This is a genomic window from Pseudomonas sp. v388, assembly GCF_003935425.1.
In the GTDB taxonomy this organism is placed as follows: Bacteria; Pseudomonadota; Gammaproteobacteria; order Pseudomonadales; family Pseudomonadaceae; genus Aquipseudomonas.
On sequence record NZ_RHQN01000001.1, the window covers coordinates 492,695 to 519,372 of the forward strand.

The following is a 26,678-nucleotide window of genomic DNA, read 5'->3' on the forward strand; positions in this document are numbered from 1 at the left end:
ATGGTGGCGTATTCCACGACACGAGTGGTAGCGAAATCGCCTTGGCTGCGTATGTTGCCGCGATACGCCCCTCCCCTGCCCATTGAAAAAGTCGCCTGGACTCCGTTAGGCGGAGCGCCTTGCATTATCACGAATATTGAACCAGCCTCATTGTCGGCATTTTAACCGCAAAACCTGAGGCGCATGGCTCATTTGCGTTGTGTGCGCGCATTTCGGAGGGCCCATGGTTCCGATCGAAAGCGACGCTCAGCGACTGATGAGCGTATTGGTCAAGGCTACCCAACTCGACGCATCGATGGTCGTTGAACGCCATGCACTTCTTCGCCAGGTCAGTGCCATTTTGTGGTGGCTGAACCCGGATCAGCCTGCCTTGGGCATCGCCGCCCTCACCCGCTGCCTGAGCTTACCTATCGAGAAATGGATCGACGCCCGATACCGAAACGGCTTTGAAGGTTGCCTCGAGGTTGACGGCGTACCCAGCGTCCTTTGCGACGATATTGCACTGGAATACGATCGACGCCTGGGTTGGGAACGCGTTCAGGCAATGGTCGAGGACGTCAGAGAACGTTGCAAGCTACGTCCACACGGAGACAACGAATACCGGGCATTCCGCCTTTTTCTCTGTGAACACGCCCACATCCATGCCAGCGAGGCGACGGATTTTCTAATGGAGCTGGGCGTTCAGTTCCGTTATGCCTTCGAGGAAATTCCCGAGCACCTCATAAAGGCCGGCAAGATCTACCCGTGCCCGAGTTGTGGTTGGCCCATGCAGATTCACCGCACAGAGGTATGCTGCGGCGCTCAGTGGTGTGAAAAAAACGTAGGTCTTTGCCGCTGGATGGGTGGTGAGCTGTATCGGATTGATACCGGTAAAGCGGTGCCTGGCGTCGCGGCTGAAAATAGGTACCGCCTGAATACCGCGTTATGGAAATTCACCCTGATTCCGGGAATTCTCGAGCGCAGATTGCATGATAGGATCGCAAAGCTGGGGCTTACGCCCACGCTTTGGCCAGAGGTTGATCGGGCGGATGTGAAGGTATGCGTGGGTGACCAGGAAATATGGCTGGACGCCAAGGTATGGAGATCTCCCTCGATGCTGGGGTACCACCTGGCCTCCAGTGAACCGAATGGCTCCTGGATCGTGATACCTGATTATCAGGCGGACTATGTAGCCTCCCTGCGTGAGCAATGCGATCCACGCGTAATCCTCACTGAATCTCAGTGCCACAGTCGAATCAGCCGCTTATGCCGACGCTAACTGAGAACGCGCCCAACCTGGCGCTTGCCCTTGCCGTCAAACACATCAGCAAGGAGCCCATGCTCGCTGACGCCGAAGCCTTGATCACCGGGCGTCCTCATCTTTGGCTCGGCTGGGAAACCGCGACGCCCACTGCCCGTGGGCAGGTGATACAGCTCATCAAATGGCGTCCATATGACCTCAATTTCAGCGGCAATTTTATTGGCCAAGCCAGCAAGTTGTTGACGTCATCGAAAGGGGCGTTTCGGATCGCAGAGGGTGTAACCCAGCCAGGGCTTCCATTTGGGCCAGCGATCAGGGAAAGAGATTTCTACTGCCTGAAGCCTGGATTCGATCTGGACGGGCTGATCGAGGAGTTGCTGGCCGCGGTGAAACAACCTCCGACGGCGTCGTCGACCCAGGCCTTCCCGCCCACTGGCGCGCTGAAGCTTCGGGAGCAAACATCTGACGGGTATCGCACCTTCGTCATCCCGGAGGAGCTTCGACCACGGCTTGATAACCCAGATGCCAAACTGGAACTCCATGATGCTCCTCACCAGCCGTTGTTTCGCTGGGACTGGCATGTCCTCCATGACCTCGCCACCCGGCTCGACGAGCAAGCGGCAGATCAGTCGCTCGGATTGCATGCCAGCCACCGGACGTCCCTTGCGAACATTGTCCCTGAAAATGGCTTCATGGAAGCGGCTTCGGGCGTTTTTTACCGCGTCAATGCACCCACCGGTTCCGGCAAAAGCGTAGGGGTGAAACTGATGGCAATCACCAGTGCGCTGGAGGGGCATCGGGTCGTGATTGCTGTCCCGACGCTTACCGATGTCCGCAACACCGTTGAAGAGCTGAAGCGGGAGGCTGCGGTTGTTGGGCCAAATTTGCAGATCGCCCCTCTGCACTCTCAGCGAAAAATTGCACAAGCGGGCGCTCATTACATCTCGAAAGGTCGGGATGACCATCCCTATGAATACCGGTGTTTATTGGATTATTGCGCAACGGATGACTCCACAAGCGTTGCTGACGATGAACCCTGTTTCAACCTTCACATAACGGGCGTGAAAGAGGGCGAGGAGAATGTCAAAAGGCTGCGCGTGTGCCCACTTATCGGGCAGTGTGGCAAGCGCACCATGCTTGAGCAGGCGCTTTCAGCTGACATTGTTGTCGTTAACCATCACGCCCTGATCTCCAGCACAACTCGCATCCCCATCGCCGGCGATGGCGCTTCCACCCGAAGCATCCTCGAGTTGTTGCTGCGATCATCCCCCTTGTTCCTCATTGATGAAATCGACGGACTTCTCCAGAGCGCAATCGACACCAGCAAGTTCGAGCTGCCACTGAGCAACCATCACGAGCACAGCAGCCTGGCGGAGCTTTACCTCGAAGTGTTCGGCAAAGACAGCATTCCCGACCTGGATGACAGCGTGCTGTTTAGGGTGCAGCGAGCCTGCCCTGCTGTGATCATGAATACCACGCGGCTGCTGCGTTTGGCGCGAAACGAAAAGCACCTGCCATGGCCAAATCGCGAAACGGTCTGGGAACGCGCGGATGACCTGATGATCAGTGAGGGTCTGGCTGTCCCTGTTGAGTCTCTTGACGCCGTTTGCGGCTTTAACGAAGACCCCATCCCGGAACACCTCCATGACCTGCAGGCGCTGCTAAGGACGTTTTCGAGGAACAATCCTCAACCTGGGCCAGAAGAGGTCTCGTTGGGCATAAAACTGGCGCTCAATGAGCTGGGCACAACGAAGAAACTAGGCAAACACCTCAGCGAAGACCAGGCTGGGCGGCTCAAGGCTGCGCTGATCTTGAGGGCCAGCTTGCACTACATCGAGGAGAGCCTTCGCACGTTGTATGCCGACATCCCTGCGCTGGTGCGCGCCAAGGTACTCTCTGCATTGAAGGTGCAACAGGATCTGGCGGGCTCCGCTCCGTTCAGCCCAACGCCTCTGGGCCCACTTCAACGGGTCGTCTACGGGTTCAAACGCAAACGTACGGGGCGGGGCATGTGGTCGCTCCAGGTCGTGGCTATGTGCGGTGATCCGCATCGCACGCTGCAATTTCTGCCAAACCTGACCTCACAGATTTTTGCCAACGTCGATCGCACCTTTATCGGATTCAGCGCGACAGCCTTTTTTCCTGGCGCCAGCAGCTTCGATTTGAAAGCAAAAACGCTTGTGGATGTTCCTGATGCGAAGGGGAACATCGTCTTTGAAGATGTACCCGTCAGTGTTCATGTCTCGGGTTCAGACCTGGATAACCGGCTTGAAAATGTACGTGCTTTGGGCCAGGAGATCTGGCCGTGGCTTGACGCCAAGCTTGAGGCTCTTCGGCTGGACGACACGACCAAGGAGCGTGCTCGATTACTTCTGGTGACAGGGAGCGATGCAGAGGCCGAAGAGCTGGCGTCCACCCTATATGAGGTCAGTGGGGGATCGAAGCGAATCGGATGGTTCAGGGGCGGGAAAAAGGCTGACCGACAGGATCGGCTGCCACGTGAGCAGCGGATGACGTATGACGATTTGGCCAATTTTGCTGCTGGCCCAGGCGCGCAGATGGAGTTGCTCGACAGCTCCATCTATCCAATGGCTCGCGGACATAACATGGTCACTGACCAAGGAAAATCTGCGTTGGGCGGAGTCGTTGTTTGCGTAAGGCCCATGCCTTCTTCGGATCAGCCGAGCAATAATTTGGCCCACCTCTGCTACATCGTGGGTGATCAGCTACTCCCCAATGTCAGCCCTGGGTTGGCGCTCATGGAGGAGAGGGCGTTGGCGAACAAGACACTCAATGGAATTCGTACATCGCCGCCCTACTTCAGCCGCCAACCCAAGGCGATTCGTCACTTCACCATCATGAACGTCCTAGTCACACTGACGCAGTTGGTGGGACGCGCACGTCGAGGCGGAACTCCGGTCACCTGCTATCTCGCCGACGCCGCATTTTTTGACAACCGTACGACGTGGGCGCAGCTGTTGGCTGGCACGATCAAGACTCTCGAGGACGCCGGCCAGTGGCCTGAATTCTCGCGTCATCACGCGGGGCTTGTTGAGGCCATGCAGCTGTACATCGAAAAATCTGAAAATGACTCTGGTCGGAGATATCACGATGAGCCTTCAGCTGAGGACTAACCTGCTTCAGTTCGACCCGGAAGAACTTCCGCCTGTTTATCAGTTCCGGGCCACGGACGAGTACTGCCATGGCTGGAAGCAGCTTACCAGACTCTACAATAAACAGTATTTGCCAAGTGCTGGCCTCGAAGAAGTGCTAGCTGCATTGTCGGGAGGGCCGGTGTGGGTCAACTACAAGACGGCCGCCAAAGGTGGTGGCACGGCGATCGCCTCCCTCAACCCGATTTCCTACAGTCAGTTGTGCGAGGCCCTCAGAATATGGGCACGTGAAATAACGACTGGCGCTGACGAGGTGACGCAGTTTCTGCGTCCCGAAGACGCAGTGCACCTCGACGCTTCAACTCTGTTCGCCGATCCTAAGCAGTCGGAAGCAATGTACAAGGTTGTGCCCTGGATGCTGGCCAGGCAATTGACCGAGCAGCAGATGGAGTCTTCGAAACCGTTGACGCTCAGCCTCTGCAGCGATTCGACATTGCTGGCGTGGGATCAGCCGCTCATGTACGCAAAGGACGATCGCCGGGCGATTGCGATGCATGCGATCACCACTCAACTGCTGCTGGTTCACCGTCGCCAGCGGCCTTACGCGGCAGTGGGCGTGCACCTTAGCCATATATTGCCTCAATGGCGACATCCTACCCATAAGGTCTGGTACAAGACTGACCGAGGTATTTCCAAGTTTGCCATCCAGATCCCACCGATGAAGGACGGACAATTTGAAACTCGGTACTCCACCGTGGCCGATAGAGTGCTCATGAAGCTTGGCGAGCCTTCACTGCCACCCCTTGGGCAGGGTGAGCTTGAGTTGGCTGGAAACCTTCGGCCTATTCATGCGCATCTGCCGCCATTTTGGCCAGTTGGCAATGGAGCCGGCCCGCTGTTTCTCGATCAAGCCAGTTTTCACTTCCAAAAGTGCGTTCCGAGTGCCAAGCCCATGCTCACGCGGTACGTGGGTAAGTTGATCGCCAGCGGCCGCGGCGTGGTGCAAACGCCCGTCACTCCAATCAAGGTGGCGGTCATAACGGCACACACCGATATCATGGCAAGAGTCGCGCATGTCCATGACAACCTGGAAGACCTGACGCCGGTATTTTCAGCAGGCACCAAGCCTGAAGTCGTGCTTCAGCAAGTACAACGTCCTGGAGCCATGGAGGCGCTTACGACCATCACATCATTTGATCACTTGAAGCAATGGTTTGAGACGCAAGTGCTTCCAGTTGTGAAGCTGATGGGGGCGCCTGTGGCAATCGTCGAGACCGTGCCCGAGGTGGCGACCAAGAGTGATACTGACCCGAAACATATCTTGCGCACGTTGTTTGCCAAGCATGGTATAGCGACGCAGTTTTTGTTTCACATCACTGAAGCAAGGTCGAAGACAGCCGCCGGCGCAACAGTCAGCTCAGAGCCCGCGCCCATGGATCGTAAGATGGGCAAACGCATCAAGAAGCTGGTTGCCACTCGGCTGGCCAAGCAAGGGGAAGAAGAGGACGCCATCGATTACCCTGCCATCAATGGATTCCTTGATGCCATACGCAGCACAGGATACGCACCACAACCCCTGCAAAGTGTGAGCGGGGTGCCTGAAGACACCATAGTGCTTTCTATCTACCTGGATCATATCCGTCATCAGGGGTAGACATGTACCTACCCGTCATAACCCGTGCCCATGTTGGCTCTCTTGACCTTGAGGTGTTCTACCCCGCCCCCGTCGAGACAGCACGTTCAGCGCACCCACTTTCCCCCGCGACAGACGCGTGGGTGCCCTACCAGCAAGGCTTGTGCAGGATTCAAGCAACGCCGAAATTGATGAGCCAGGACGAAGCGACCAAGCTGATCAATCGGGCAATGCTTGCTCCGACTCCGATAGCAGGTACGCCGCTGATAGTGTTGATGAATGCTGGTCTGAAGAAGCTTTACCCAGGTCTCAATGATGGAGAAGGTTCTGGCCTTCCCCGGTTTCCTCGGCATGCTTGGGCAGTGCGCGTCCGTGCCGACTCCCAAACCGCGCAGATGACTGGGGTACACAGCAAGTCTCCGTTTGCCCCAATGTTCATTGGCAGCAGAATCGGTGTTCATCAGGCAGAGGATCAGCCAAGCGTGTATTACTTCACTTCCTACACCAAGCACTACAGCCGTCTGATCTCCCAGCGCAGCAGCACGCGCTACGACATCGCGCAAAGTAAGCTCAGAGAACCTTGGCAACAGTTGGGAGTGACGGAGTTTGTAATGATCCAAGAGGGAGAGTATGCGACCGCTGACCGCTTGGCACTGCAAGTAGGGCTTTGGTGCAAAAACGCCCCCCTTTGGGACGGGTACCTGCGCCTACCCTCTCCCCTTCACGCCGCCAAGCAGATCGCCACGGATCATCCCATCATGGAGCGCCATCGCAAAAGCAGCTTCTGAACAGCGGCCTCACGATCGTAAGAGTTGATGAACACTTGCTATCAGCCTGGGGTATGGATGATCGGCAAAGCCTTCAGCACGCCCGAGGTATCTCCCTTGGGCTCTATCCGGTGACCGACCGTTTGGGGCGGACACGTCTTGTGAATGCTTTAAAACCAATAAACCTTAAAGTCCAAGATCGCCCGAAAATCCAGCATCGCGAATAGCATTTGTCGCATGACCTTCAGCGATTAGCTTGCGGATCAGGTGATGATAGAGATGCCAGCGCACCGGCGAACGTACCTCCACTCCCCACTCATACTTGTGATGCCAAGGTGACTCAGGTGACGCTAGTGCCTGGGTTAGCCCTGCGAAGGCTTTATGTCCGATCTCGGTCAGATGAATGCGTGCGAGATCCTCCCGACCAGATTCTCTGCGATAGCTCGACAACGCCCGTTCAACCACGATTGCCAGATCTGAGCCGTAGACGTCAGCGGCAATGCAAAACACCTCATTCTCCAGGGGCGGATTCATAACCCCTCACGCATATCGATTACTCGCCGTGCATGGTTTGATCTTCAACGTCCCCATCCATTTCGTTCTGTCGAGCTGTGCAATATAGGGTTAACCGGCGTCGATATCCAAGAATTGGATGGCGGTCATGAGGCCTTTACTCCACCTCCTCAGGAGCTCACACACAGGCTGTGATTTTCAGCGCAAAAACGGGGCCGGGAACTCATGTTGTCCGACACTGGCACAATTCGAGACGGATTGTTCCTTCATTATTTTTTTGGATTCAAAGCAGCAGTAGCAGCCTACGGCTGCTAACAAACGCGACTTTCCCCTGCCCCCCGGGCAACCCCAAACAATCTGAATTCGGTTTCAGCCTCCAAGACCGTGTCATTTGCAAGCTAAAAAAAACCCGTCGAAACCGGCGGTGTCCTGTGCCAACGGCGGTGTTTGGGGCACTGCTGCTTTTTCATTGCTCTCAAATATATAAACTCCGTCGTCTTTAAAAATTTTCAAGGGGGTGGGGGTCGACTATTTTCGCGAAAACAGATGAACGGTCGCTAAGTTGACTATTTGGCAATGCCGATTAATACCCGCCTGAGCCAGTAAAACCGGGCATCCGAGCGGAAATATACCTCTATTTTCGGAAGGTGGCCGACGAACCCGTAATGGCTCACAAAATCCATGCGGTCTTGGTGCGAAAATGCCAATGCAGTGAGCAGATTTGAATATTTCCCTGGGTTTGATCAGTGTGCCAATGCCGAAAAAAGGATGGCAAATGACGCCATCTTGGGTACGTCTTCAAGACAACGTAGTGTTGATGCCCAAAGCCAGTTCGCGAAGACAAAGGAGGGATGGCAGATCACGGCCTGCGTCTGTCATACCATCCCTGAGTAGAGCTCAGGGGATTGGCATCTAATCATTGCGGCGGGGCCAGACCATCTCCAGCCGAGTTCGAGTTATGCGCCAACGGCCTTGCAGCAACGCATACTCGTCCGCGTATACGCCGAGAAGTGAGAGCTGGTTCGAATATGGCTTCGGAGCAGTTTCGAAATCCACCAGATAGCAGCGCCCCTCGGCCGTGTCGGGCCCCGTCAGTTTGATCCAATGGTTGGCAATGACGTGCATGAAGGGATAGCGGCCACGATTTTCGCGATCAAAGAGCTCAAAGGCGCATTTGAGACCCGTGCGTATCGCATCTAGGCCCACCATCCTGCCGATGTTGATTTCCATGACCGCATCGGCGGAGAAGACTTCGTCCAGCGACTGAATGTTATTGCTGTCCAGGTGGTGGGCGTACAGGATTCGGAGGTTCCGAATTTCTTCACGATCGATGAGATCTTGATTGTTCAAAAGCGGGTCTCTGTTGTCGATGAGCTACGGGCAGGTCTGTGAGGTCTGAGTCAGATGAATCCTGAGCACCTACAACCACAGAGTGCGCATGCAAGCGCCCTCTCACGACCGCGCGCCTACTCTACCCATCCAGCGACCAAAGATAATGACCTCCTGATTCCAGTCTCTTCGGAATTCCAGGCTGAAATTCTATGGCTGCTGCTTTCTGAGCATTCCGTAGGCCTCCTCGCAGGTGACTCCGGGCGCATGGCTGACGCCGTCGGGGATTCCAGTGCCAGTCGAGGGAGAAAAATGCTCTGGATCGAGATCACTGCGCAGCCAAGCCGAAGGGGCTGCTGTGGTAGCCTCCTTGTTCGATGAGCTGATCAAGAAACCGAATCTTGAGTTCGAGCCAGCACTACGAAGCTAATACAGGAATGGTTTATGTCCCTAAAGACAGCCGTCGCCGCGGTACTGAAGGCGATGCGCAGAGCCCGAGGGCTTTCACAGAAAAACCTGGCTGAAGTGAGCAGCAGGACATATGTCAGCAAACTTGAGCGTGCACAAAGCAGCCCCACGCTAGAAATGATGGCGACGCTGAGTCCCCCTATGGGCTTGAGCACGCTGACGTTGGTAGCCCTCACCATTGGTGCTGAGACGGGACAATCGATCAGGTCTCTCGTCAGACTCCTTGAGGAGGAAGTCACCGAGCTGGCGCAAGTCGGTGTGCTTGCGGAACTGGGGATACCTGCGGATATCGCCGCTCCGGGAAAGACCCGTTCTCCATCGAAAACGCAAATCAACTCCGCTCAGCAAGGCGAGTTCTGTTTTTCTAGGTAAATTGGCGTATCGGTGGTGTCAGATCGGTTCAAGATGACACCGCGATATGGAGTTGCCCATGAGCATTTCGGTCAAAGTCACCATTGAAGACTGGGACGGTGATGGTGCCATCCGCATCCCAGATGAAGTTCTCCAGGCGCTGGAAGTCGACGTCGGCGATTCGCTGTATGTCAGTGAAGAGTTTGTGGGCAGCGAACGGTGCCTGGTTCTTTCCAGGACGCCAAAGCTGCCTGACAGGATCGATGAGCTGGTTGAGTCGTGGAAAATTCAGACAATCCAGCCTGAATAACCTGCTAGACGCGCCTAGAAGATGGGTTCCTGGTGGCCATAGCAGGCTCCGTCCGCCAGACGTTCTGGGTGGCCGGCAAGCTCATTGGCGCTTACCGGCCAACGCCTCGAGCATCAGATCGGACACTGATTGAGCGACAACAGGTTGTTGTTCCATTGCCCATCTGCGTAGGTACGCAAATAAGGCATGCGGCCAGTTTCCCGCACCACGCCGATGTTCGCTCGCGCACCGCTCACCGGATCAAGCACGTAGAACGTGTTGGTTCCTGCGTCGATACTCGCGATCACCTGCTCTCGAGTCCAGCGCCACTGACTTACTGGGTTGCCCAGGTGAGTGATGTGCTCATGGGAGCTGTTCACATTCGGTTTCGTAATGCACGTTACTTGAGCATCAGCCATGTGGATTTCCTTGTCTCGGTTGAGGTGCGTACAACAGAAAAACTGCGCCTTTTTTGTACTGGCTTCTTGATGTCGTCGTCAATACAGTTCACCTACCGGATGGCCGAACAACTTGGTCTGCGAGAGGCCGTGGCAGTTGCGATTGCTGCTATCCCCCGACCACGATACGCCGCGGCCCGTACCCCTCTTCACAGCGTCACTCAGCCACCGGTGTTTGAGTTATTCACTTTTTCGTTCGTGTCCTCACCGATCACATCCGCGCTCGGATGAACGAGCCATGGATCTCCTCCATGCAGTTGCATGGTCACGGTCGTTTCCGCTGTGGTGTAGAGCTCCGTCCTGGGCTTGGTCGGAGCATCAAGCTCGGTGTACGCGATGATCTCGATTCCCGTGTAAAGGGTCTCGATTCTGGGAGGAATGATGGTCTGCCCGAAGAGATCAAATGCCACGCTGCTCTTTTCAGAGACCGTTATCAAAGGCGGCATGTCATCCTTCAGGAAACTCGAGAACTTGAACTCGTCCTGAGCGTTGAACCCACCTTTGGTTAGCAAGCCGGGTGTCCGAGTGGATGAGTATGGCCCTTTTAGCAACGTCGCATATTTGCGAATCGCGCCATAGACCTCGTGATCGAAGTCGAGGCTTTTCAGAATGACCGGTTCGCTGCACTGCTCTGCCACTTGCCGAGCGAAATCCAGGTATTCGATCAGCCAACGCAACCGCGCGTGGTATTCCTCGTTGAGGGCGCTGATCTTGGTGTCGAAGACTGCGACGTTGTTACCCACCTCGATCTCGACCACCAAGCGCCCCTTCTCAAGGCTCCGTGCTCCCTTCAGAAGACGGGAGAAGCGAGGTAGATCGAGAATGTTTCTCCCGCTCCATGCCTCGGCATTGAACGTCAGATCCATTTTAGTACCCTGCCCGTCATGCTCATATGAAGCACTGACCTTGAAGAAACCTCCCAGCGCCTCCCCATCGAAAACCGTGCGAACGGTGCCGGACGTGTAGTGGCAGGTAAATGTGTCGATGGAGGTTTCGTGACCTTCCGGGGTTCGTATGTACAGGTTGGCGGTCAGCGCTCGTTTCGGAGCACCCAGCGTTAAAACGCCTTGTCCTGAGCGGTGTGCCCTGTTGTGGATGGCCTCAAACAGCTTGGAACCTTCGAACATGACGTGGGCTCCAGGAATCGCCATTGGACGGCCTTCTTCATACAACGCCTTCTGCGCTTCCAAAAAGCCCGCCAGCTGATCCAGATCCCGCAAAATGAGGCTCAGGCTGACATTGTCCTGAGCAGCACTGATGAGGTGATAGTAATTGCCGTCTACCCGGTCGACCTGAACGTTGAACCTGGGATCAAGTGACTGCAACGAAGTCTCATATCCCGTCATCACCTCGGTAATCGGGGTATCAAGAGGGTCATCGGACTTGTTGACCCAGCGTTGAAGAACAGAAACACTCCCCTCCTCAACGGCTGCCTTGACCTCATTTTCCGTAAAGCTCTTCTTGTTGATGAGGCTATTGGATCGGACCTCGGCCAGTTGCTTCCAATCGAGCAAGGTTTCGACGCTGTAGGCCGAGTCGTCGGCGTCGACGAGCTTGGAATGCGTTTGGCACATCCAAATACCATTGTCGATGTGGCGACGTTCGTCCTTCGTCTGGCTGGCATCGTAGCGAGGCCCGCCGGGGGCGGCGGCTTTGATATGGCAAGCCACGCCAACCCCCACTGCTTTTTCCCCGGCGAAGGGCGCTCCATGGGTATGCACGTGGCACTCGGGAAACGAGCAAACGTTCCCTGCGCGATCTCGCAGCCGTTGAACGGTCGACTGAATGAAATCGTGACGTGCGTGAGGGGCCTCTCCCTGCGCTACCGTGGATTTCTTTGCTTTGGTTTTTGCTCCGCTCATCATGATCCCCTTCGTCCTGTGGCCGAATCATGCCGGGAAAATGCTCCGCCGCGAATAAGGCTTTCGGGGAATTTCGCATGTTGGGAGGTGAGGATCACAGACGCCGATTAAAGCTGCACAGCCTGGTTTTTCGTGATAGCGCCAAGGCTGCTGGATGCAATAGCAGAAGAAAATCGGGTAACTAGGGCGTCCGGATGTTCCCCGCCAGGCTTTTGAACCCGACATCAGCGAGACAAGGGTACGCCCGGCGGCTAGCGCCGGACATACGAAGATTACCTGACTATCGGAGCCTCGGCGCGACCTCTGTCATGAATAGAGCAAGGTTTTGCGTGGCCTGCTCCTGAGTCAGCCCTCCCAATCGGAAAGCACCAAATGCACCTCCGACACCCAGACTTGCGATTCGTGAGAACTCCTTCTCCATCGTTTCGACGGTACCGTGGAGAAAACCCATGTCAGCAGCGTTTTCCGCCGTTGCCTGGCGTAGATCACGACTGTGTGGCTCAAGTCCTTGTTCGGCATAAACCTTGCGCCGCAGCTGTCCTCGACTGTCGTGAGTCCGTAGGAAATTGGCAAGGCCAATGTCCTGGGCTTCTCGCAAGGAGTCGGCCACGTAGACTTCACGCCAGACCCAGCTCTGATCTAAAGCGTTCTCGATGTGCCGGGCGTCATATCCGGCTTCCTTCATGGTCTGCGTGTAGACTTCAAGTCGCCGCGCAGTCTCGTCGTAGGACAGTGGCGCCATCAAGATGGGCTCGCCTCGACTGGCAATCTCTTTCACTGAACTCGGACTACCTGAGGCATGAATCACCGGCGGATGGGGTCGGCTGATGGATCTCGGGCGCAGCGCAGGAACGTTGAGATTCCAGTGCGTACCTTCATGAGCCACAGAAGCTTCAGCATTCCAAAGCTTCAGCAAGACCTCGGTCAATTCCACATAGCGAGTCTGCGCTTCCAGGGCGTCGAGGTCATACCCTTGGTACTCGTAGATGTTCCCGTTGGTACCGCGGCCGAGCCCCACGACGACACGCTGATTCGACAGAATATCCAGGAGTGATAGCTGCTCTGCCAGTCTCACCGGGTGATACAGGGAAGTCTGAAGCACGGCAAAGCCGATCTTGATCCGTTGGGTGAGCGCCGCCAGGTGAGAGGCAAAAGTAACAGGGTCGCTATAAACACTGTTCCCGTCAAAATGATGCTCAGCGAGCCATAGCGTATCAACGCCAAGTTGCTCAGAGGTCACAGCTTCCTGAACGCACTCATGAATTCGAGTGGCGTCATGGGCACTGTTGAGGCTTTGAGGGTAAAGCATGTTACCTATTTTCATGAAAACCGTTCCACTGCTTCATGTCCGTACGAAGTAAAAGGTACCGATCCCAACCTGTGGGATCAGTCCGGATGGAGCCAAGGCTTAGGCCTGAATGTAGGTCGTCGCAAAGGAAGGACTCGAAGCGAACCCATCCGGTGTGTGGTCATGGATCTCACGCTTGGCCAGGGTGAACAGGCGCTGCGATACCAAATTGATGACCGGCAGATCTCGATCAACCTGCTTTTGGAATTCCAAGTAGTATTTGCGTCGGATTGCTGGATCGGTCTCGACCGAAGCCTTATCGAGTAGCTCATCCACTTGGTCGTTGGCGTACCAGCTGTTATTGGAGAACGGTAAGCCGATCAGCCTGTTGCTCGAGATGTAGATGCGTTGGACGCCGTCCGTAGGATCGAATCCCCCATCGACCCCGCCCAGGTCAAGATCGAATGCCGCGTTGGTGTAGACCGTCCGTACGTATGTGGCGCTGTCGTAGTTTGAAAGCACGACATCTACCCCAATTGCGTCCAGAGCTGACCTGATGAACTCCGCCCCGCCCTTCAACTCTTTGAAATATGGGTTGTAGGTCAACCGGAGCGAAAATCTGCGTCCGGAAGCGCCCCGCGGTAGTCCGGCCTGATCCAGTAACTGCTCGGCCTTGGCCACATCGAATGCGCGGTGCTTGATGCCGGTATCGAAGAACGCTTTCTGGTTCGGAGGTATCGGTGACGGAGCTGATACGGCGTAACCCTTCCAGACTCGCTGAATGTAATCCTGGACGTCGAGTGAGTGGGCGATAGCCTCACGCACTCGTACGTCTTGCAGCACAGGGGTACGTAAGTTGAAGAACAACTGGTTCATGGCACCATTGTCTTCATAACCCTCGGTGGAGGCCGTCAGGTCGGGATGGGCCTTAAGCACCCGGTCAAGCTCTTCAACGGCTATCGGAGACTGAAAGCCTAATCCCAGCGTGCCAGATTCGAAGGCAGAGAGACGCGCGCCAGGGTCGATGATGTACTTGATGATGATCTGATCAAGGTACGGCAGATCCTTGCGCCAGTAATCTGGATTGCGCTGAAGGAGATGGTAGCTGCCGCGCTCCCATTCTTTGAAAACATATGGCCCTGTCCCGATTGGCTTTGCATTGTAGGGATTGGTACGCGGATCGGTGCCTTCCCAAAGGCGTCGAGGCAACATCGGGCAGCTCTTGGCCGTGAGCGTGGTCAGGAGGAAAGGTACAGGTCTGGAGAAACGCAAGATGACGGTTAGAGGATCTGGGGTCTCAATTTTTTCAAGATACTGGAATGTCACCTTGCGACGCGCATTCGTCTCGCGGATGAGCTGGAGTGAAAATTGGACGTCAGACGATGTGAAGGGACTGCCATCGTGGAAACGAACGCCCTCTTGCAAGTTGAGGGTGAAAACATGGCCACCTTCGGAAACGTCCCATTTCTTGCACAGACTGGGAGCAACGCTGAGATCAGAGCGTGTTTCCAACAGTCCTTCGAGCACCCGCCCGCTCGTCCCTGCAATACCGATGTTCTGATACAGCGGTACCAGGGTCGGATACTCGTTTGAAGACACAATGCTCAGCGTCCCGCCGCGTGGACGGCCGGTTTGTGCCCACACTGACGACGGTACTGAAAGCAAGAGGCCAGACACAGCTAGACCTAGACTGAACTCTCTGCGAGTCATCCGTAACATTTATTCACCTCAAGGATTCGTAGGCTCGGCACTCACCGAGCCTTCTAAAAATTAATCAGCAACGACTCTTTAGCCGACTAGGTCAGGCTCATTACCTGAACTTCACATGTTCCTCGGACACCTCACGTGACTCTTTCCAAGTGAGATATCCCTCCCGTCGCTGAATGCGCCATCCTTCGCCGGTTTTTACCAAGGTGTCTTTGTATTGACCGTGCATGGACTCTAGAAGCAACTGACCAGGCTGGGCAGATCGCTTGACGTTGAATATCGAGAATTCCGAATGCGTGGTCGCTGTTTCACCGGCTAGGGTGACGATAATGTTATTGGTCAGGTGCTGACAGCCGATTCTGGTCTTGCTGTTGTTGGTGATACGCTCCTGAAAAAACTCAGGCGATCCGCGATTGCCGCTCAGGTTCGAAAAGTCCAACTCGGCATCATGGGCAAATAAGTCTTCCCATAGTTTCCAATCGAGGTGGTCAATTGCATAAGCCACACGCTTGACTACCTGTTCAACCTCAATATGATCCTGAAGCTCCACCAAAGAAACCATTCGACACTCCGTCCGCAGTTTTAAGTATTTATTCCAGGGTGTTCAAAAGAATCCAGCACTCGGCAGCGAGTTCCCATTGACTGCATGGTTGCCAATCGCCCGCGCTTTGTAGGAGACCGGATTGTGCGAGGCGAGCGTGCGAATATTGCGCCAATGGCGATCAAGCTGAGCCGCGCGAGAGGTTGCCGATGCGCCCGCAACGCTAAACAGGGAGTTGGCTGCATCCAGCGCTAAACCGTCCAAAATCACCTTGGATTTCGCCACGTATTGAGCTGCTAGTTCAAAGGCTTGATGGTCGATTTCGCCATTGATGGCTGAATCGAAGGCGGCACCCAATGCAGTGGCGGCGCGGATCACCGCGGACTCAGCCACGAACGCAATACTGGCGATTCGTCCTATATCCGCCTGCAGCAGCGGATCCTCGGTGGGCTGCTCGGCCACCGCGTGGTAGAAATTTCGGCCGCGTCGCTTAAGCACCGAAATGGCATCGGCTTCGACTTCTCGAATGATCCCCACCACGATCGCTGTGAGGTAGAGCTGAGGGAATGTTGCGGAGAAAGGCAACTTCACTTTCTCTTCTGCCGGGAAAATTTCTTCAGGCAGCACGCGTACGTTCGCCAGTACCGTGGTACCGCTGGCTGTACGGCTCTGACCGAAGCCGTCCCAGTCGTCTTCGAACGCCACACCCTCTCTATCCGCCGGGATCAGTGCAGAGATCAACTGCCCGTCCAGGGATGCGTATACCCTGATGTAGTCGGAGTACATGTTTCCGGTGCTGTAGAATTTGCGACCGGTCATTCGGAATTCGTCGTTTTCCCGAACGAGTGCCGTATCCGATTTCATGGTGCCGGCTTGAGCCACACCTTGCTCGGTAGCCCCAAGTCCAATCAGCTTCCCTTGCTTAACGAACGTGAGCCCGCGCTCGTAATGTGCAAGGCCACGGTTGCGCAGTGCGTGCTCGACGAAAGCGAAATGATTCCTGAGAATCTGTGCCACGGACGGATCACTCTGCCCGAGCAGGGTCGCAAATCCGATAAGCTCGGGGAGCGACAAACCATAACCACCCTCATCTTTTGAAATCCGCAACTTCCCCACGCCCGCGTCACGGAGCAGGTTCACTGCATCGCGAGTATCTTCCTCACCTCTCTCACGAGCGGGTACTCCTTTGGCAATCAGGCTCAATAGGGCCAGGCGCCCTTCTTCACTGCTCAGCGGATCGGAAACCAGAAACGCCTCTGCGTCATGCAGCGAATGATTAGTATCTAGACTCACTTGTGTACCCTTTCATTATAAATTTCATAACTCACTTTCCAGATCGCAGGCACAGCACAACGGCCGCCCAAGACTTCAGCGAGTCAGCAATATCTACCTATTTGCCCATGGCCGCGGTGAATCGAAGCCTTACTTGCCGCGCAAAAATAAACCTGACGAAATCAAACGATGAGGAAGCCAGTTAATTCATGGAATTCGTAAGTGCTGCGTCACGGCTGGAACTAAGCGTGCGCGGCGATTAAGTTGCGTGTGTAGGCATGCTTCGGATCATTCCAAAGGTTCTTGTGGTCGCCGTCTTCGACAATTGCGCCATGCTGCATGACCGCTATTCGATCGGACATGTACTGCACGACCGCTAAGTCATGAGAGATGAAAAGGTAGGCCAGGCCATGTTCTTGCTTCAGATCTGACATGAGATTGAGGATCTGAGCTTGGACGGACACGTCTAGCGCCGATACGGGCTCGTCACAGATGATCAAACTGGGCTTTAGGATGATTGCCCGAGCGATGGCGATTCTCTGGCGTTGTCCACCGGAAAATTGAAATGGGTACCGATCTACTGACCCTTTCGGAAGTCCGACATCGTCCAGGCAGTTCGCGACCAGCTTCGCCGCATCCTTGGTTGGCAAGTCCAGGTGCGTTCTGACCACACTGGCCAATATGTCCCCGACTGTGTGCCGAGGATTCAGCGACGAAAATGGATCTTGAAACACCATCTGGACGTGTTTCCTAACGTCCCGCATTTTTCTACTGCCGATTGCGGTGATGTCGACACCGTTCAGTTCCACCGTACCTTTTTGCAAAGGTGTGAGGCGCATTATTGCTTTCGAAAGCGAGCTTTTGCCGCTCCCTGATTCACCGACAAGGCCAAGAGTTTCTCCGCGATTAACGTGAAGAGAGACGTCATCGACGGCGGTGACGGTTCTTTTGTGCGCATCGGTGTACTTGACGACCAGGTGCTTCACGTCGAGGATCTTCTGCGGGTCATCGGTAAGCGCCGTCGGCGGAGCAATCGGGTCTGGGGTGCGTACATTGAATGCAGTGCCATGAGGCCTTGCAGTGTCCACAAGGATTTCTGGCAGCTTAGAGGTTTTGTAGTGCCGGCTATCCTCAAGACGCATGGTGACCGTCGCAAGGCCCGCGGTATATGGGTGGCTGGCGTGAGTGAACAGATCTTCTGATTTGAGCTCTTCGACCTTCGCGCCTGCGTGCATGACGACCACTCGATCCGTCCATCGCGAAACAACGGGCAGGTTATGTGAGATCAGGAGCAGGCTCATTGAAAGTTCGCGGCGCAGAGAATCCAAAAGCTCCAGTATCTGCAGTTGCACCTGTGCATCAAGGGCAGTTGTAGGCTCATCTGCTATGAGGAGTTTGGGTACCCGAGCCACTGCCATCGCGATAACCACGCGCTGGCGCTGGCCACCTGAGAGCTGGTGCGGGTAAGCAGAAATTTTCTGTTGCGGGTCTTTGATCTTGACCAGATCCAGCAGCTCCAGAACCATCTTCGTGGTCTGGGTTGCCGACAACCCTCCCTCAAGGCGCAACGCTTCGGCGATCTGTTCACCAATCGTGTAGACAGGATTCAAAGATGACATGGGATCCTGGAACACCATGCCAATCTCTTTGCCTCGTATCGCCTCCATTCGTTGTGCTGAAGCGCCTACCAGATTCTCACCTTGGTAGAGAATGTTTCCGCTAAGTGAGGTATTGGGCTGCAGGCGAAGGATAGACATCGCCGTGGTGGATTTACCGCAGCCCGATTCACCAACAACCGCTACGGCCTCTCCTTTTTGAATAGTGAACGAGAGCCCGTTTACCGCCGTTTTTGAAGGGTAACGGACTATGAGGTCGTTCACCTCTAACAATGTGTGAGTCATGCCTTTTCCTGCGCCAGGTGCGACTTTTCACTTTCATGCTGTCGGTGCTGAGGGTTCAACATTTGATTGAGGCGATCAGCCAGAACGTTCAAAGAAAGCACGGTAATTACAATGAATGCTCCTGGGATCGCGGTGAGGTACCAGTACGAGCGCAACACTTCCCGGCCAGCGCCGATCATTGAACCCCACGAAACAGCGTTGGGATCGCCCAAACCAATAAAGGACATCGCCGACTCCATTAGGATCGCGTTCGCAACCATCACTGATGTGCCCGCCACAATGGATGGCATCGCGTTGGGCAAAATCTCTCGAAATACGATCTTGAGATGCCCGTAGCCTTCACTACGCGCCGCGAGTACATACTCCTTTTCCTTCAAGGATCTGAACTCTGCACGCGTTAATCGCGCCATGAAGTCCCAGGAGACCAACGCCACGCCGAGCACGACCGCCCAGGTTGACGGAGGCGCGACCGCGACTACCACGACCAACAGGACGAAATTTGGAATGGTCTGAAAAATCCCGATGATGCCAACAACCAAGTCGTCAAAGAGGCCGCCGAAGTACCCCGCCGCGGCCCCCGCTCCGACACCGAGGAGCAACCCCAAAACCGTTGAAGCCAAAGCGATAAAGATGGAGACCCCAGCACCATGAAATATCCCTGACAAAACGTCACGTCCCAGGGAGTCAGTGCCCAATGGAAAGCTCCAGTCTTGCCCTGGCCAGATAAAAGCCGGGCCTACCACCTTGAGAGGATCATATGGACTGAGCCATGGTGCGAGTAACGCAACGACTCCGAGGACAACCAAGATAGATGCCGTAACCAACAAGCTCACTCTCCGGGCGGGTCGTGCAGGCTTCGCGCTGCGCTGGGGCGCGATGTCTTTGCCAATGGCTTTTGAAAGTGACCGCAAGGCGGCGTTAGAGGTTGTGCTGTTCATACTCAACGAACCTTTACCCGGGGATCCAACAACGTGTGTACAAGGTCGATCACAGCGTTCGTAACGATGACCATCAGAGCGCATACAAGCATCACACCCATCAATATCTGAGGCTCACGAGCCATGACGGCTTCATAAGCGAGCCGGCCCATTCCTGGCCAGTTGAACACTGTCTCAACGACGACTGCTCCTCCCAGAATTCCAGCGACGTGCATGCCTGCCACCGTTGTGATGGGTATCAGCGCGTTGCGAAGAACATGGCGGCGGATCACCTGAGCGCGTGTAAGTCCTTTCGCAGTCGCTACGCGAACGTAGTCCAGGCTTTGTGCTTCTAACATCGCCCCTCTGGTCAGCCGCGCATAAATGCCTAGGTAATAAAGCATCAGCGACAAGGCTGGGAGCGCAACATATTTGGCGCGGTCAATCAGCCAGGCAAACCCTTCAGATGGCCCGCCGATGGTGCGTGCGCCGCCACTTGGAAACCATCCAAGCTTCACGGAAAACAACACCACCAGCATCATCCCAACCCAGAAGGCAGGTACTGAATAGAAGAACTGCGAAGCCATTGAGGCGATCCGATCCGGTAATCGGTTAGCAAACACTGCCATGACTGTACCGAGCGAAATGCCAAGAATGAGTGCTCCGGCAATGGCCACGCCCATTAGTACTAACGTTCCGGGAAGCCGATCCAGGATCAGGTCAGATACAGAAAGCCCGTAGCGTTGTGAAAAACCAAGGTCAAAATGGAACAGTTGCTTAAAGTAGTTGGCAAGCTGCTCGTAGACAGGCTTGTCCACACCAAACGAATGCCTGATTTCCGCAATACTCTCAACCGTCGCAGCACCTGACTCCGCGGCAGCGAAGTCAGCTGCGTCCCCTGGGGCTAGTTTGAGAAGGAAAAAACTCAAGACTATGACGGCGAAGATCGTGGGAACCGCTTTGGTTACGTTGCGTGCGAAGCTCAGGGCGAGTCGCGTCAGTTGAATCATTGAGTTCCCTCATGGCACGGTTGCAAATTCGTCTTCCGTTGCTATGGTCAGAACGAACTAAATGATCTTGTTGGGCAGGTTTGTACCCAAGAGTACAGATTTATTTCCTGGCTTGGAACAGGGTGCAGGCAACAAATTCTGAGAAAATTTTTAGATCTAAACCTAGAATTTTTGGTTATCAAACCTCTGCCAGGTTCGGGCATAAGGTTAGATGATTTAAGTATTGGAGAAATCGCAGTCGACTGGTTAGAGCTTAAAAAAAGCGAACCTAGGAGGCTGTGCAGTGAATCCCAATCCCGTCCTTACCCAATTCGGCGCCCTAACGCCCGATGAACTTTTTAACGCTCTAAAATCACGGGAAGTTGCAGTGGTTGATGTGCGCTCACATGCTGAATTCGTGGCGGGACATATACTTCGGTCAGTGCATTTGCCGTTGGCGCAGTTAGAGACTCGATCACCCTCATTGATCCCAAACACAAAGGTTGAGATTGTTCTGGTCGGCGACGAAACGCTGACTACTCGTGCCGCTGAACTCCTGGAAAAGTTGAAGTATTCCAACATTCGTTACTTGCTGGGTGGGATTAGCGGCTGGGCCGCTATTGGCCGCCCACTGATCCCTGGCGCGCATGCCATCAGCAAAGCCCTCGGCGAATTCATCGAGCGGGAATTCTCAACCCCTAAACTTACGGCTGAGGAACTGGCACGGCGTAGATCGAGCGGAGAACAGATCATCGTTCTTGATACGCGCCCAGAAGTTGAGTTTCAGTATGTATCGATCCCCGGCTCCACTGTGCTCCCAGGTGCAGAAATCCTCTATCGTTTTGACCAGGTCGTGCCCTCGGAAAATGCCACCGTCGTGGTGACTTGTGCCGGACGCACGCGAGGCATTATTGGGGCGCAGGCGCTGATCACGGCAGGGGTCAGAAACCCTGTATTTTCGCTTGAAAACGGCACTGCTGGGTGGAGATTTGCCGGGCTTGAGCCGTCCAAAGGCTCAGCCAATCCTCTACCAACCCCCAGTGCAGAAACGCTTGAAAAAGCTCGAGACAGAGCCTCCGCGCTGCAGACTAAATATGGTTTGAAATTGATCGATAACGATCTTCTGAAGGCATTCCAGTCCGAAAATACGCGTACGACGTATCTGTTCGACATTCGTACGGAAGATGAATATACAGCCGGGCACGTTAAAGGAAGTCAGCACGTTCCAAGCGGCCAGTTACTCCAAACAACCGATCTTTTCGTAGGTGTCAATAACGCAAGAATTGTCGTGATTGATGGTGCTGACGGTGTGCGTGGAGCTATTACAGCTTACTGGCTGACGCAGCTCGGCATCGGGGAAGTGTTTTTGTTCAACGCTGACTCAGCCGACTTCACTGAGTCAGGTGTCATAAAACCCACAGACCCACTCTTGTCCAATGGGCTATATCTTGAATCTCAGCAACTCAAAGCGCTGATCGATACCCAGCCTCTGACTATCATCGACTTTGCTCCCACTCACTCTGGTTCACGATCCAGGCGAGTCATTGATGGGTCGTGGTACTCGTCACGTGAGTCTCTGCCAGGCAGCGTTGATGAATTGCCAGGCAAAGGGGCCGTCCTCTTCATATCGGATGACGGTCGAGAGGCTGCGTTTGCAGCCCAAGACATAGCGCCCTCTCAAAACCGAGACCTGTTTGTGCTTCGGGGTGGAAAGAAAAGTTGGGAGGCAGCCGGCTTGCCGGTGGCAGACCAAGTGCACCCGAATAGCCTTGATCCTCTTGGGCCACCGAACCCTATACACACCACTGCCGAGTGGAAGAAATATTTTAACCGTTATGTGGCATGGGGAGACACGATTGTCGATCTGATCCGGGCAGACGGGACGCTGGCGTTAGGGCGTGGCGCGTGAGCACATCATTGCCGTCTGGCAATCCGATCTTCCACTGGTATCTGCCCACCGTTGGAGACAGTCGCGCACTCCTTGAGCGTGGTGAAAATCGAAGAATCCCAGACATCGGGTATTTGAAAGAAGTAGCGCTTGCTGCGGAACGTAATGGTTTTGAATCACTGCTGACCCCAACGGGTCGATCCTGCCCCGATCCATGGCTCATCACCGCTGCTCTGACTCAAGTTACGAGCCGTATAAAGTTTCTGGTGGCATTTCGACCAGGCCTGGTTCATCCGACGCTTATGGCGCAGATGGCACAGACGTTCCAAGAGGTTTCGGGTGGACGACTTGCGTTAAACGTAGTGACTGGCGCGGACGATGCTGAGCAAATGTCATATGGAGATTTTATAAACAAATCTTCGCGGTATTCGCGAGCAGACGAATTTCTCAGCATCCTCAAACAAGAGTGGGCGGCGACTCCGTATGTGCATGAAGGTGAGTTCTACAAGATCTCAAAGGGTGGCCTTCCCGCTCTGTTGATAAAGCGACCTCCCATCTTCTTCGGGGGCGCCTCACCGCAAGCGGAGTCAGTCAGCGCTCGTCACGCTGATGTTCAGCTGTTCTTCGGCGAGACGCCGCCGATGCTGCGGGAACGGATTGCGAGGCTTCGCGAGTTGTCTGCTCAACAAGGCCGTGACATGGCTTTTGGGGTGCGCCTGCATGTGATCAACCGAGACTCATCCGATGAAGCCTGGGCCCATGCCAATCGGCTCCTCGACGGCTTGCCGGAAGACATCATAAATCGAGCCCAGCAGCGCTTCCGAGATTCTGGCGCAGTGGGCCACCAACGGCTGGCTGCGCTTCATGACGGCACTAAGCGGGATCGGGATGCGTTGCAGGTCTATCCGAACATATGGGCTGGATCGAGCCTCATTTACGGAAATCCTGCGCTAGTTGGCAACCATGCAGAGGTCGCGCAAAGGATCTCGGAATACCGGGATGCAGGTATCACGCACTTCATCATGTCCGGGTATCCGAGGCTTGAAAGCAGCTATGAGTTTGGAGAGAGCGTTATTCCGCTATTCAACAAATGATCACTGCTGAGGGATAAACCCTCCAAAAAATTTACATGACCATTCTGCATGCCGTACGACGCCCAGTTCTTGGCGAGTGGCAGGCTGTCACATGCAAACATAACAACCAACATAAGTAGAGCTTAATTCATGAGTACCGTTGTTCCATCAACAAATAACGAATCCAAACTGGATTCTGTGCGCGATCGTTTCAACGATATTTTTGCACACATTGCAAAAACCGCTGGGGCTCGTGATTCAAGTCGCGAGCATCCGTTTGCTGAGGTGGCGGAACTTAAGGCCCAAGGTTTCGGGGCATTGCGTGTCCCTGTTGACCTAGGGGGAGCAGGTATCTCATACACGGAGCTGATGGACATCGTCATCGATCTGGGCAAAGCAGATCCGAACATTGCTCATGCTTTTCGAAACCACTTTGCAACGATTGAAAGCGCGCTACTTAACCCGAACGCGCCGACATCCCGGTTCTTTTTGGAGGCTGCGGCACGAGGCGAAACGATTGGCGGGGCGTTCAGTGAGCTGACCACCGCTGTATCTGGTGGTGCCGACTTCAGCACGGTATTCAAACGCTCCGGTGATCGCTACAGCCTTACAGGCACAAAGCATTACACCACGGGCAACCTCTACGCCGATTGGCTGAGCGTGAATGCCGTGCGTGATGATGGCAAGCATGCGATGGCCACGATCCCCGCCTCTCGGGAAGGCATCGAGCGGCCATTGGATTGGGATGGCATTGGCCAGCGCCTCACCGGATCGGGTTCGACAAAATTTACAAATGTCGACGTTGCTCCAGAAGAGATTCTGGACGTCCAGCTTGATGCTCGCGCCTACCGGGCGGTTTTTCATCAGCTGTACCTCAGCGCAGTAATTGCCGGGATCATGGAGAACATTCAGGACGACGCTATTGCGCTGGTCAAAAACCGCAGCAGGAATTTCTACCACGGGCTGGCAGACCTCCCGCGGCAAGAGTCCGGTGTTCAGGAGATCGTTGGGCAAATCTCGACCAATGCCTGGATTGCTAGAACCGTGGTTCAAGAGGCTGCCCGTGGATTCGAGCGCTGCCAGCAGCAGGAACGAGCTCACGGCGACGATGAGGGCTCCAGAATGCAATCCTCGCTCGCAGCAGCGCGCGTCAAGGTTGTTGTCGATGAGCTTGGGCCTGTCACTGCCAACCTGTTGTTTGAAGCCGGCGGCGGTCAAACCGTTCGTTCGGGGACATACCTGGACAGGCACTGGCGAAACATCAAGACGCTTTCTGCGCACAACCCGCGGGTCTACAAGCTGCGGGTAATCGGCGACTACGAGCTCAACGGAGCACCGCTGCCCCGAGGCGGTTTCTTCTGATTCTGACAGCGTAACCAGCAAGCGTGCCAACCGTTCCAGTCACTCGGAACGGTCTAGCACTCGATCATGTAAACGAGAAAATAACAATGACCAAAGAAACCGCTGTATCTCCCGAGCAACTGCAGTCGCTCTTTTTGAAGGCAACCGAGATTGCGGTTCTCGACGTCAGGGAAGGCGGAATACATGCCCGTGATGGTCATATCCTTCGCAGTATCTCTTTGCCGTTAGGTGTCCTTGAATACCGTATCGGCGAACTGGTGCCCCTTCTCTCGACACAGGTGGTTGTGTACGACGACGGCAAGAGACAGCTGGCGGAAGCCGCGAAACAGCGACTTGAGTCGCTGGGGTATCACAAGGTTTCGATTCTCCTTGGAGGCACTTCGGCCTGGAGAGATGCAGGCTATGAAATTTTTACCGGCGTGCATGCGATCGGGAAGGCGTTTGGTGAGGTGGTAGAGCACCACTATGGGACGCCTAGCATCAGCGTCGTGGATTTCAAACAACGGCGGGATAACGGCGAAAACATTGTTCTGCTCGACAGCCGGCCAGAGCATGAATATCGTAAATTCAGCATTTCCGGGGCGATTGATTTGCCAGGCGCCGAGCTCGTCTATCGATTTCACGAGGTCGTAACCGATCCCGATGCGTTGGTGGTGGTCAATTGTGCTGGCCGCACACGTAGCATTATTGGCGCCCAAGCGCTCATTAATGCTGGCGTTCCCAATAAGGTTGCTGCCCTCGCCAATGGGACGATGGACTGGTTGCTGCACGGTTTTCCATTGGAACCCGGTACCGCTGAACCAGTGCGGGAGCCCTCCTCTCATGCGCTGGAAGCCGCACTGGAGTCTGCCGCGAAGCTAGCCCGGCAGTTCGATCTGAAATCGATCACCAAACAGGAGCTTGCGACCTTCACTGCTCAGGCCCTGCTGGAGGAGCGTTCGCTCTACCTGCTCGATGTGCGAAGCCAACAGGAGTTCGAGACATCGCATTATCCGGGATCGAGATGGGCCTATGGTGGGCAGCTTGTCCAACAGGTGGGTGAGTGGGTTGGCACGCAGAACGCGCGGATTGTATTGATCGACGGTGCGGATGGGGTGCGCGCAGCAATAACCGCCTCATGGTTAACCCAAATCAACTGGGCTGAGGTTTACATTCTTCAGGATGCTCTTGCTGGAGCTGTCGAGGTGGGCACGGCCCCTCATCGCTATGCCATCACCCCTCCAAAGGCGCGGGAAATCGACGCTGTAGTCTTGCATCGCTTTTTGGCGGCAAATGAAGTCAATCTGATCGACGTCTCAGCCAGCAACCTTTTCAAGATCGGTCACATCCCTGGCAGCGAGTTCACGCTAGGCACAGAGTTGATTGCCAAGATACGCAGCATCAAGAATGACCATCCGGTGGTGCTCACGTCCGTAGACGGTATCGTAGCCTCCTACGCAGCCGCGCGATGCGAACAAGCTGGGCTGACAGATGTCCTGGTGTTATCAGGTGGAACCAACGCCTGGTTGGCTGCAGGCCTTCCATTGATTGGAGGTGACAACGGGCAGCGACAACAGTTTTTGGACATATGGCCAAGCCCCTACACCGCGGAAAATCCTCACGCAGCGTTTCGAGAATACCTAGATTGGGAACTTCAACTTGTTGAACAACTCCAGCGCGATGGAACCGCCGAGTTTCAGCTGCCGGATCTCGTCTAGGTCAGCTTGCGCCTCCAGAA

The 26,678-nt window shown here is 55.0% G+C and carries 21 protein-coding genes; 10 read left to right on the forward strand and 11 right to left on the reverse strand.

The window, feature by feature from the left end; genetic code table 11:
• Positions 1-223 precede the first annotated feature (223 nt).
• The 4 genes from EGJ27_RS02180 to EGJ27_RS02195 are packed head-to-tail and all read left to right on the forward strand — an operon-like array spanning position 224 to position 6,774.
• Positions 224-1,258, forward strand: a complete 1,035-nt coding sequence (locus tag EGJ27_RS02180) for a hypothetical protein (protein ID WP_125829072.1) — start codon at positions 224-226, stop codon at positions 1,256-1,258.
• Positions 1,246-4,374 (forward strand): hypothetical protein, encoded by a 3,129-nt coding sequence (locus tag EGJ27_RS02185; RefSeq protein ID WP_125829073.1) that lies wholly within the window; start codon positions 1,246-1,248, stop codon positions 4,372-4,374. The genes EGJ27_RS02180 and EGJ27_RS02185 overlap by 13 nt, the downstream gene beginning before the upstream one ends.
• The gene (locus tag EGJ27_RS02190; RefSeq protein ID WP_125829074.1) at positions 4,352-6,007 is read left to right on the forward strand and encodes a pPIWI_RE module domain-containing protein; all 1,656 of its coding nucleotides are present in this window, start codon (positions 4,352-4,354) and stop codon (positions 6,005-6,007) included. The genes EGJ27_RS02185 and EGJ27_RS02190 overlap by 23 nt, the downstream gene beginning before the upstream one ends.
• 2 nt (positions 6,008-6,009) lie before the next feature.
• On the forward strand, positions 6,010-6,774 hold the full coding sequence (locus EGJ27_RS02195) for an RNaseH domain-containing protein (RefSeq protein ID WP_158619322.1): 765 nt from the start codon (positions 6,010-6,012) through the stop codon (positions 6,772-6,774).
• A gap of 165 nt (positions 6,775-6,939) precedes the next feature.
• Here EGJ27_RS02195 and EGJ27_RS02200 read toward each other — a convergent pair whose 3' ends face one another.
• Together EGJ27_RS02200 and EGJ27_RS02205 are read right to left on the reverse strand one after the other, a co-directional pair.
• On the reverse strand, positions 6,940-7,287 hold the full coding sequence (locus EGJ27_RS02200) for a hypothetical protein (protein WP_125829075.1): 348 nt from the start codon (positions 7,285-7,287) through the stop codon (positions 6,940-6,942).
• A gap of 891 nt (positions 7,288-8,178) precedes the next feature.
• Positions 8,179-8,616 (reverse strand): nuclear transport factor 2 family protein, encoded by a 438-nt coding sequence (locus tag EGJ27_RS02205; protein WP_177522910.1) that lies wholly within the window; start codon positions 8,614-8,616, stop codon positions 8,179-8,181.
• Between the two features lie 423 nt (positions 8,617-9,039).
• On the opposite strand from EGJ27_RS02205, the gene EGJ27_RS02210 reads away from it, so the two are divergent.
• Together EGJ27_RS02210 and EGJ27_RS02215 are read left to right on the forward strand one after the other, a co-directional pair.
• A complete protein-coding gene (locus EGJ27_RS02210; protein WP_125829077.1) occupies positions 9,040-9,435 on the forward strand; it encodes a helix-turn-helix domain-containing protein in 396 nt (131 codons plus the stop codon).
• A 58-nt stretch (positions 9,436-9,493) separates the two neighbouring features.
• The gene (locus EGJ27_RS02215) at positions 9,494-9,724 is read left to right on the forward strand and encodes an AbrB/MazE/SpoVT family DNA-binding domain-containing protein (protein WP_256672623.1); all 231 of its coding nucleotides are present in this window, start codon (positions 9,494-9,496) and stop codon (positions 9,722-9,724) included.
• 113 nt (positions 9,725-9,837) lie between these two features.
• Here EGJ27_RS02215 and EGJ27_RS02220 read toward each other — a convergent pair whose 3' ends face one another.
• The 9 genes from EGJ27_RS02220 to EGJ27_RS02260 form a co-directional block, all read right to left on the reverse strand.
• On the reverse strand, positions 9,838-10,122 hold the full coding sequence (locus EGJ27_RS02220) for a DUF3892 domain-containing protein (protein ID WP_125829079.1): 285 nt from the start codon (positions 10,120-10,122) through the stop codon (positions 9,838-9,840).
• 200 nt (positions 10,123-10,322) lie between these two features.
• Complete coding sequence (locus EGJ27_RS02225) at positions 10,323-12,023, reverse strand: hypothetical protein (protein WP_177522911.1); 1,701 nt, start codon at positions 12,021-12,023, stop codon at positions 10,323-10,325.
• Positions 12,024-12,303: 280 nt separating this feature from the next.
• Positions 12,304-13,347, reverse strand: coding sequence for an LLM class flavin-dependent oxidoreductase (locus EGJ27_RS02230; protein WP_125829080.1), 1,044 nt, complete (start codon positions 13,345-13,347; stop codon positions 12,304-12,306).
• An 84-nt stretch (positions 13,348-13,431) separates the two neighbouring features.
• Positions 13,432-14,988 carry an ABC transporter substrate-binding protein gene (locus EGJ27_RS02235; protein WP_218568043.1) on the reverse strand — a complete coding sequence of 519 codons (1,557 nt, stop codon included), beginning with the start codon at positions 14,986-14,988 and terminating at the stop codon, positions 13,432-13,434.
• Between the two features lie 133 nt (positions 14,989-15,121).
• Positions 15,122-15,580 carry a nuclear transport factor 2 family protein gene (locus EGJ27_RS02240; RefSeq protein ID WP_125829082.1) on the reverse strand — a complete coding sequence of 153 codons (459 nt, stop codon included), beginning with the start codon at positions 15,578-15,580 and terminating at the stop codon, positions 15,122-15,124.
• A 42-nt stretch (positions 15,581-15,622) separates the two neighbouring features.
• Positions 15,623-16,852, reverse strand: coding sequence for an acyl-CoA dehydrogenase (locus EGJ27_RS02245; RefSeq protein ID WP_125829083.1), 1,230 nt, complete (start codon positions 16,850-16,852; stop codon positions 15,623-15,625).
• A gap of 221 nt (positions 16,853-17,073) precedes the next feature.
• Positions 17,074-18,732 (reverse strand): ABC transporter ATP-binding protein, encoded by a 1,659-nt coding sequence (locus EGJ27_RS02250; RefSeq protein ID WP_125829084.1) that lies wholly within the window; start codon positions 18,730-18,732, stop codon positions 17,074-17,076.
• Complete coding sequence (locus EGJ27_RS02255) at positions 18,729-19,670, reverse strand: ABC transporter permease (protein WP_125829085.1); 942 nt, start codon at positions 19,668-19,670, stop codon at positions 18,729-18,731. Before EGJ27_RS02255 ends, EGJ27_RS02250 begins: the two co-directional genes overlap by 4 nt.
• Positions 19,671-19,672: 2 nt before the next feature.
• Positions 19,673-20,659: an ABC transporter permease gene (locus EGJ27_RS02260; protein WP_125829086.1), complete on the reverse strand. Its 987-nt coding sequence runs from the start codon at positions 20,657-20,659 to the stop codon at positions 19,673-19,675.
• Positions 20,660-20,942: 283 nt separating this feature from the next.
• On the opposite strand from EGJ27_RS02260, the gene EGJ27_RS02265 reads away from it, so the two are divergent.
• From EGJ27_RS02265 to EGJ27_RS02280, 4 genes are all read left to right on the forward strand, one after another.
• A complete protein-coding gene (locus tag EGJ27_RS02265) occupies positions 20,943-22,547 on the forward strand; it encodes a rhodanese-like domain-containing protein (protein ID WP_125829087.1) in 1,605 nt (534 codons plus the stop codon).
• A complete protein-coding gene (locus tag EGJ27_RS02270) occupies positions 22,544-23,620 on the forward strand; it encodes an LLM class flavin-dependent oxidoreductase (protein WP_218568044.1) in 1,077 nt (358 codons plus the stop codon). Before EGJ27_RS02265 ends, EGJ27_RS02270 begins: the two co-directional genes overlap by 4 nt.
• A gap of 129 nt (positions 23,621-23,749) precedes the next feature.
• Positions 23,750-24,961 carry an acyl-CoA dehydrogenase family protein gene (locus tag EGJ27_RS02275; RefSeq protein ID WP_125829089.1) on the forward strand — a complete coding sequence of 404 codons (1,212 nt, stop codon included), beginning with the start codon at positions 23,750-23,752 and terminating at the stop codon, positions 24,959-24,961.
• An 86-nt stretch (positions 24,962-25,047) separates the two neighbouring features.
• Positions 25,048-26,658 carry a rhodanese-like domain-containing protein gene (locus EGJ27_RS02280; protein WP_125829090.1) on the forward strand — a complete coding sequence of 537 codons (1,611 nt, stop codon included), beginning with the start codon at positions 25,048-25,050 and terminating at the stop codon, positions 26,656-26,658.
• Positions 26,659-26,678 lie beyond the last annotated feature (20 nt).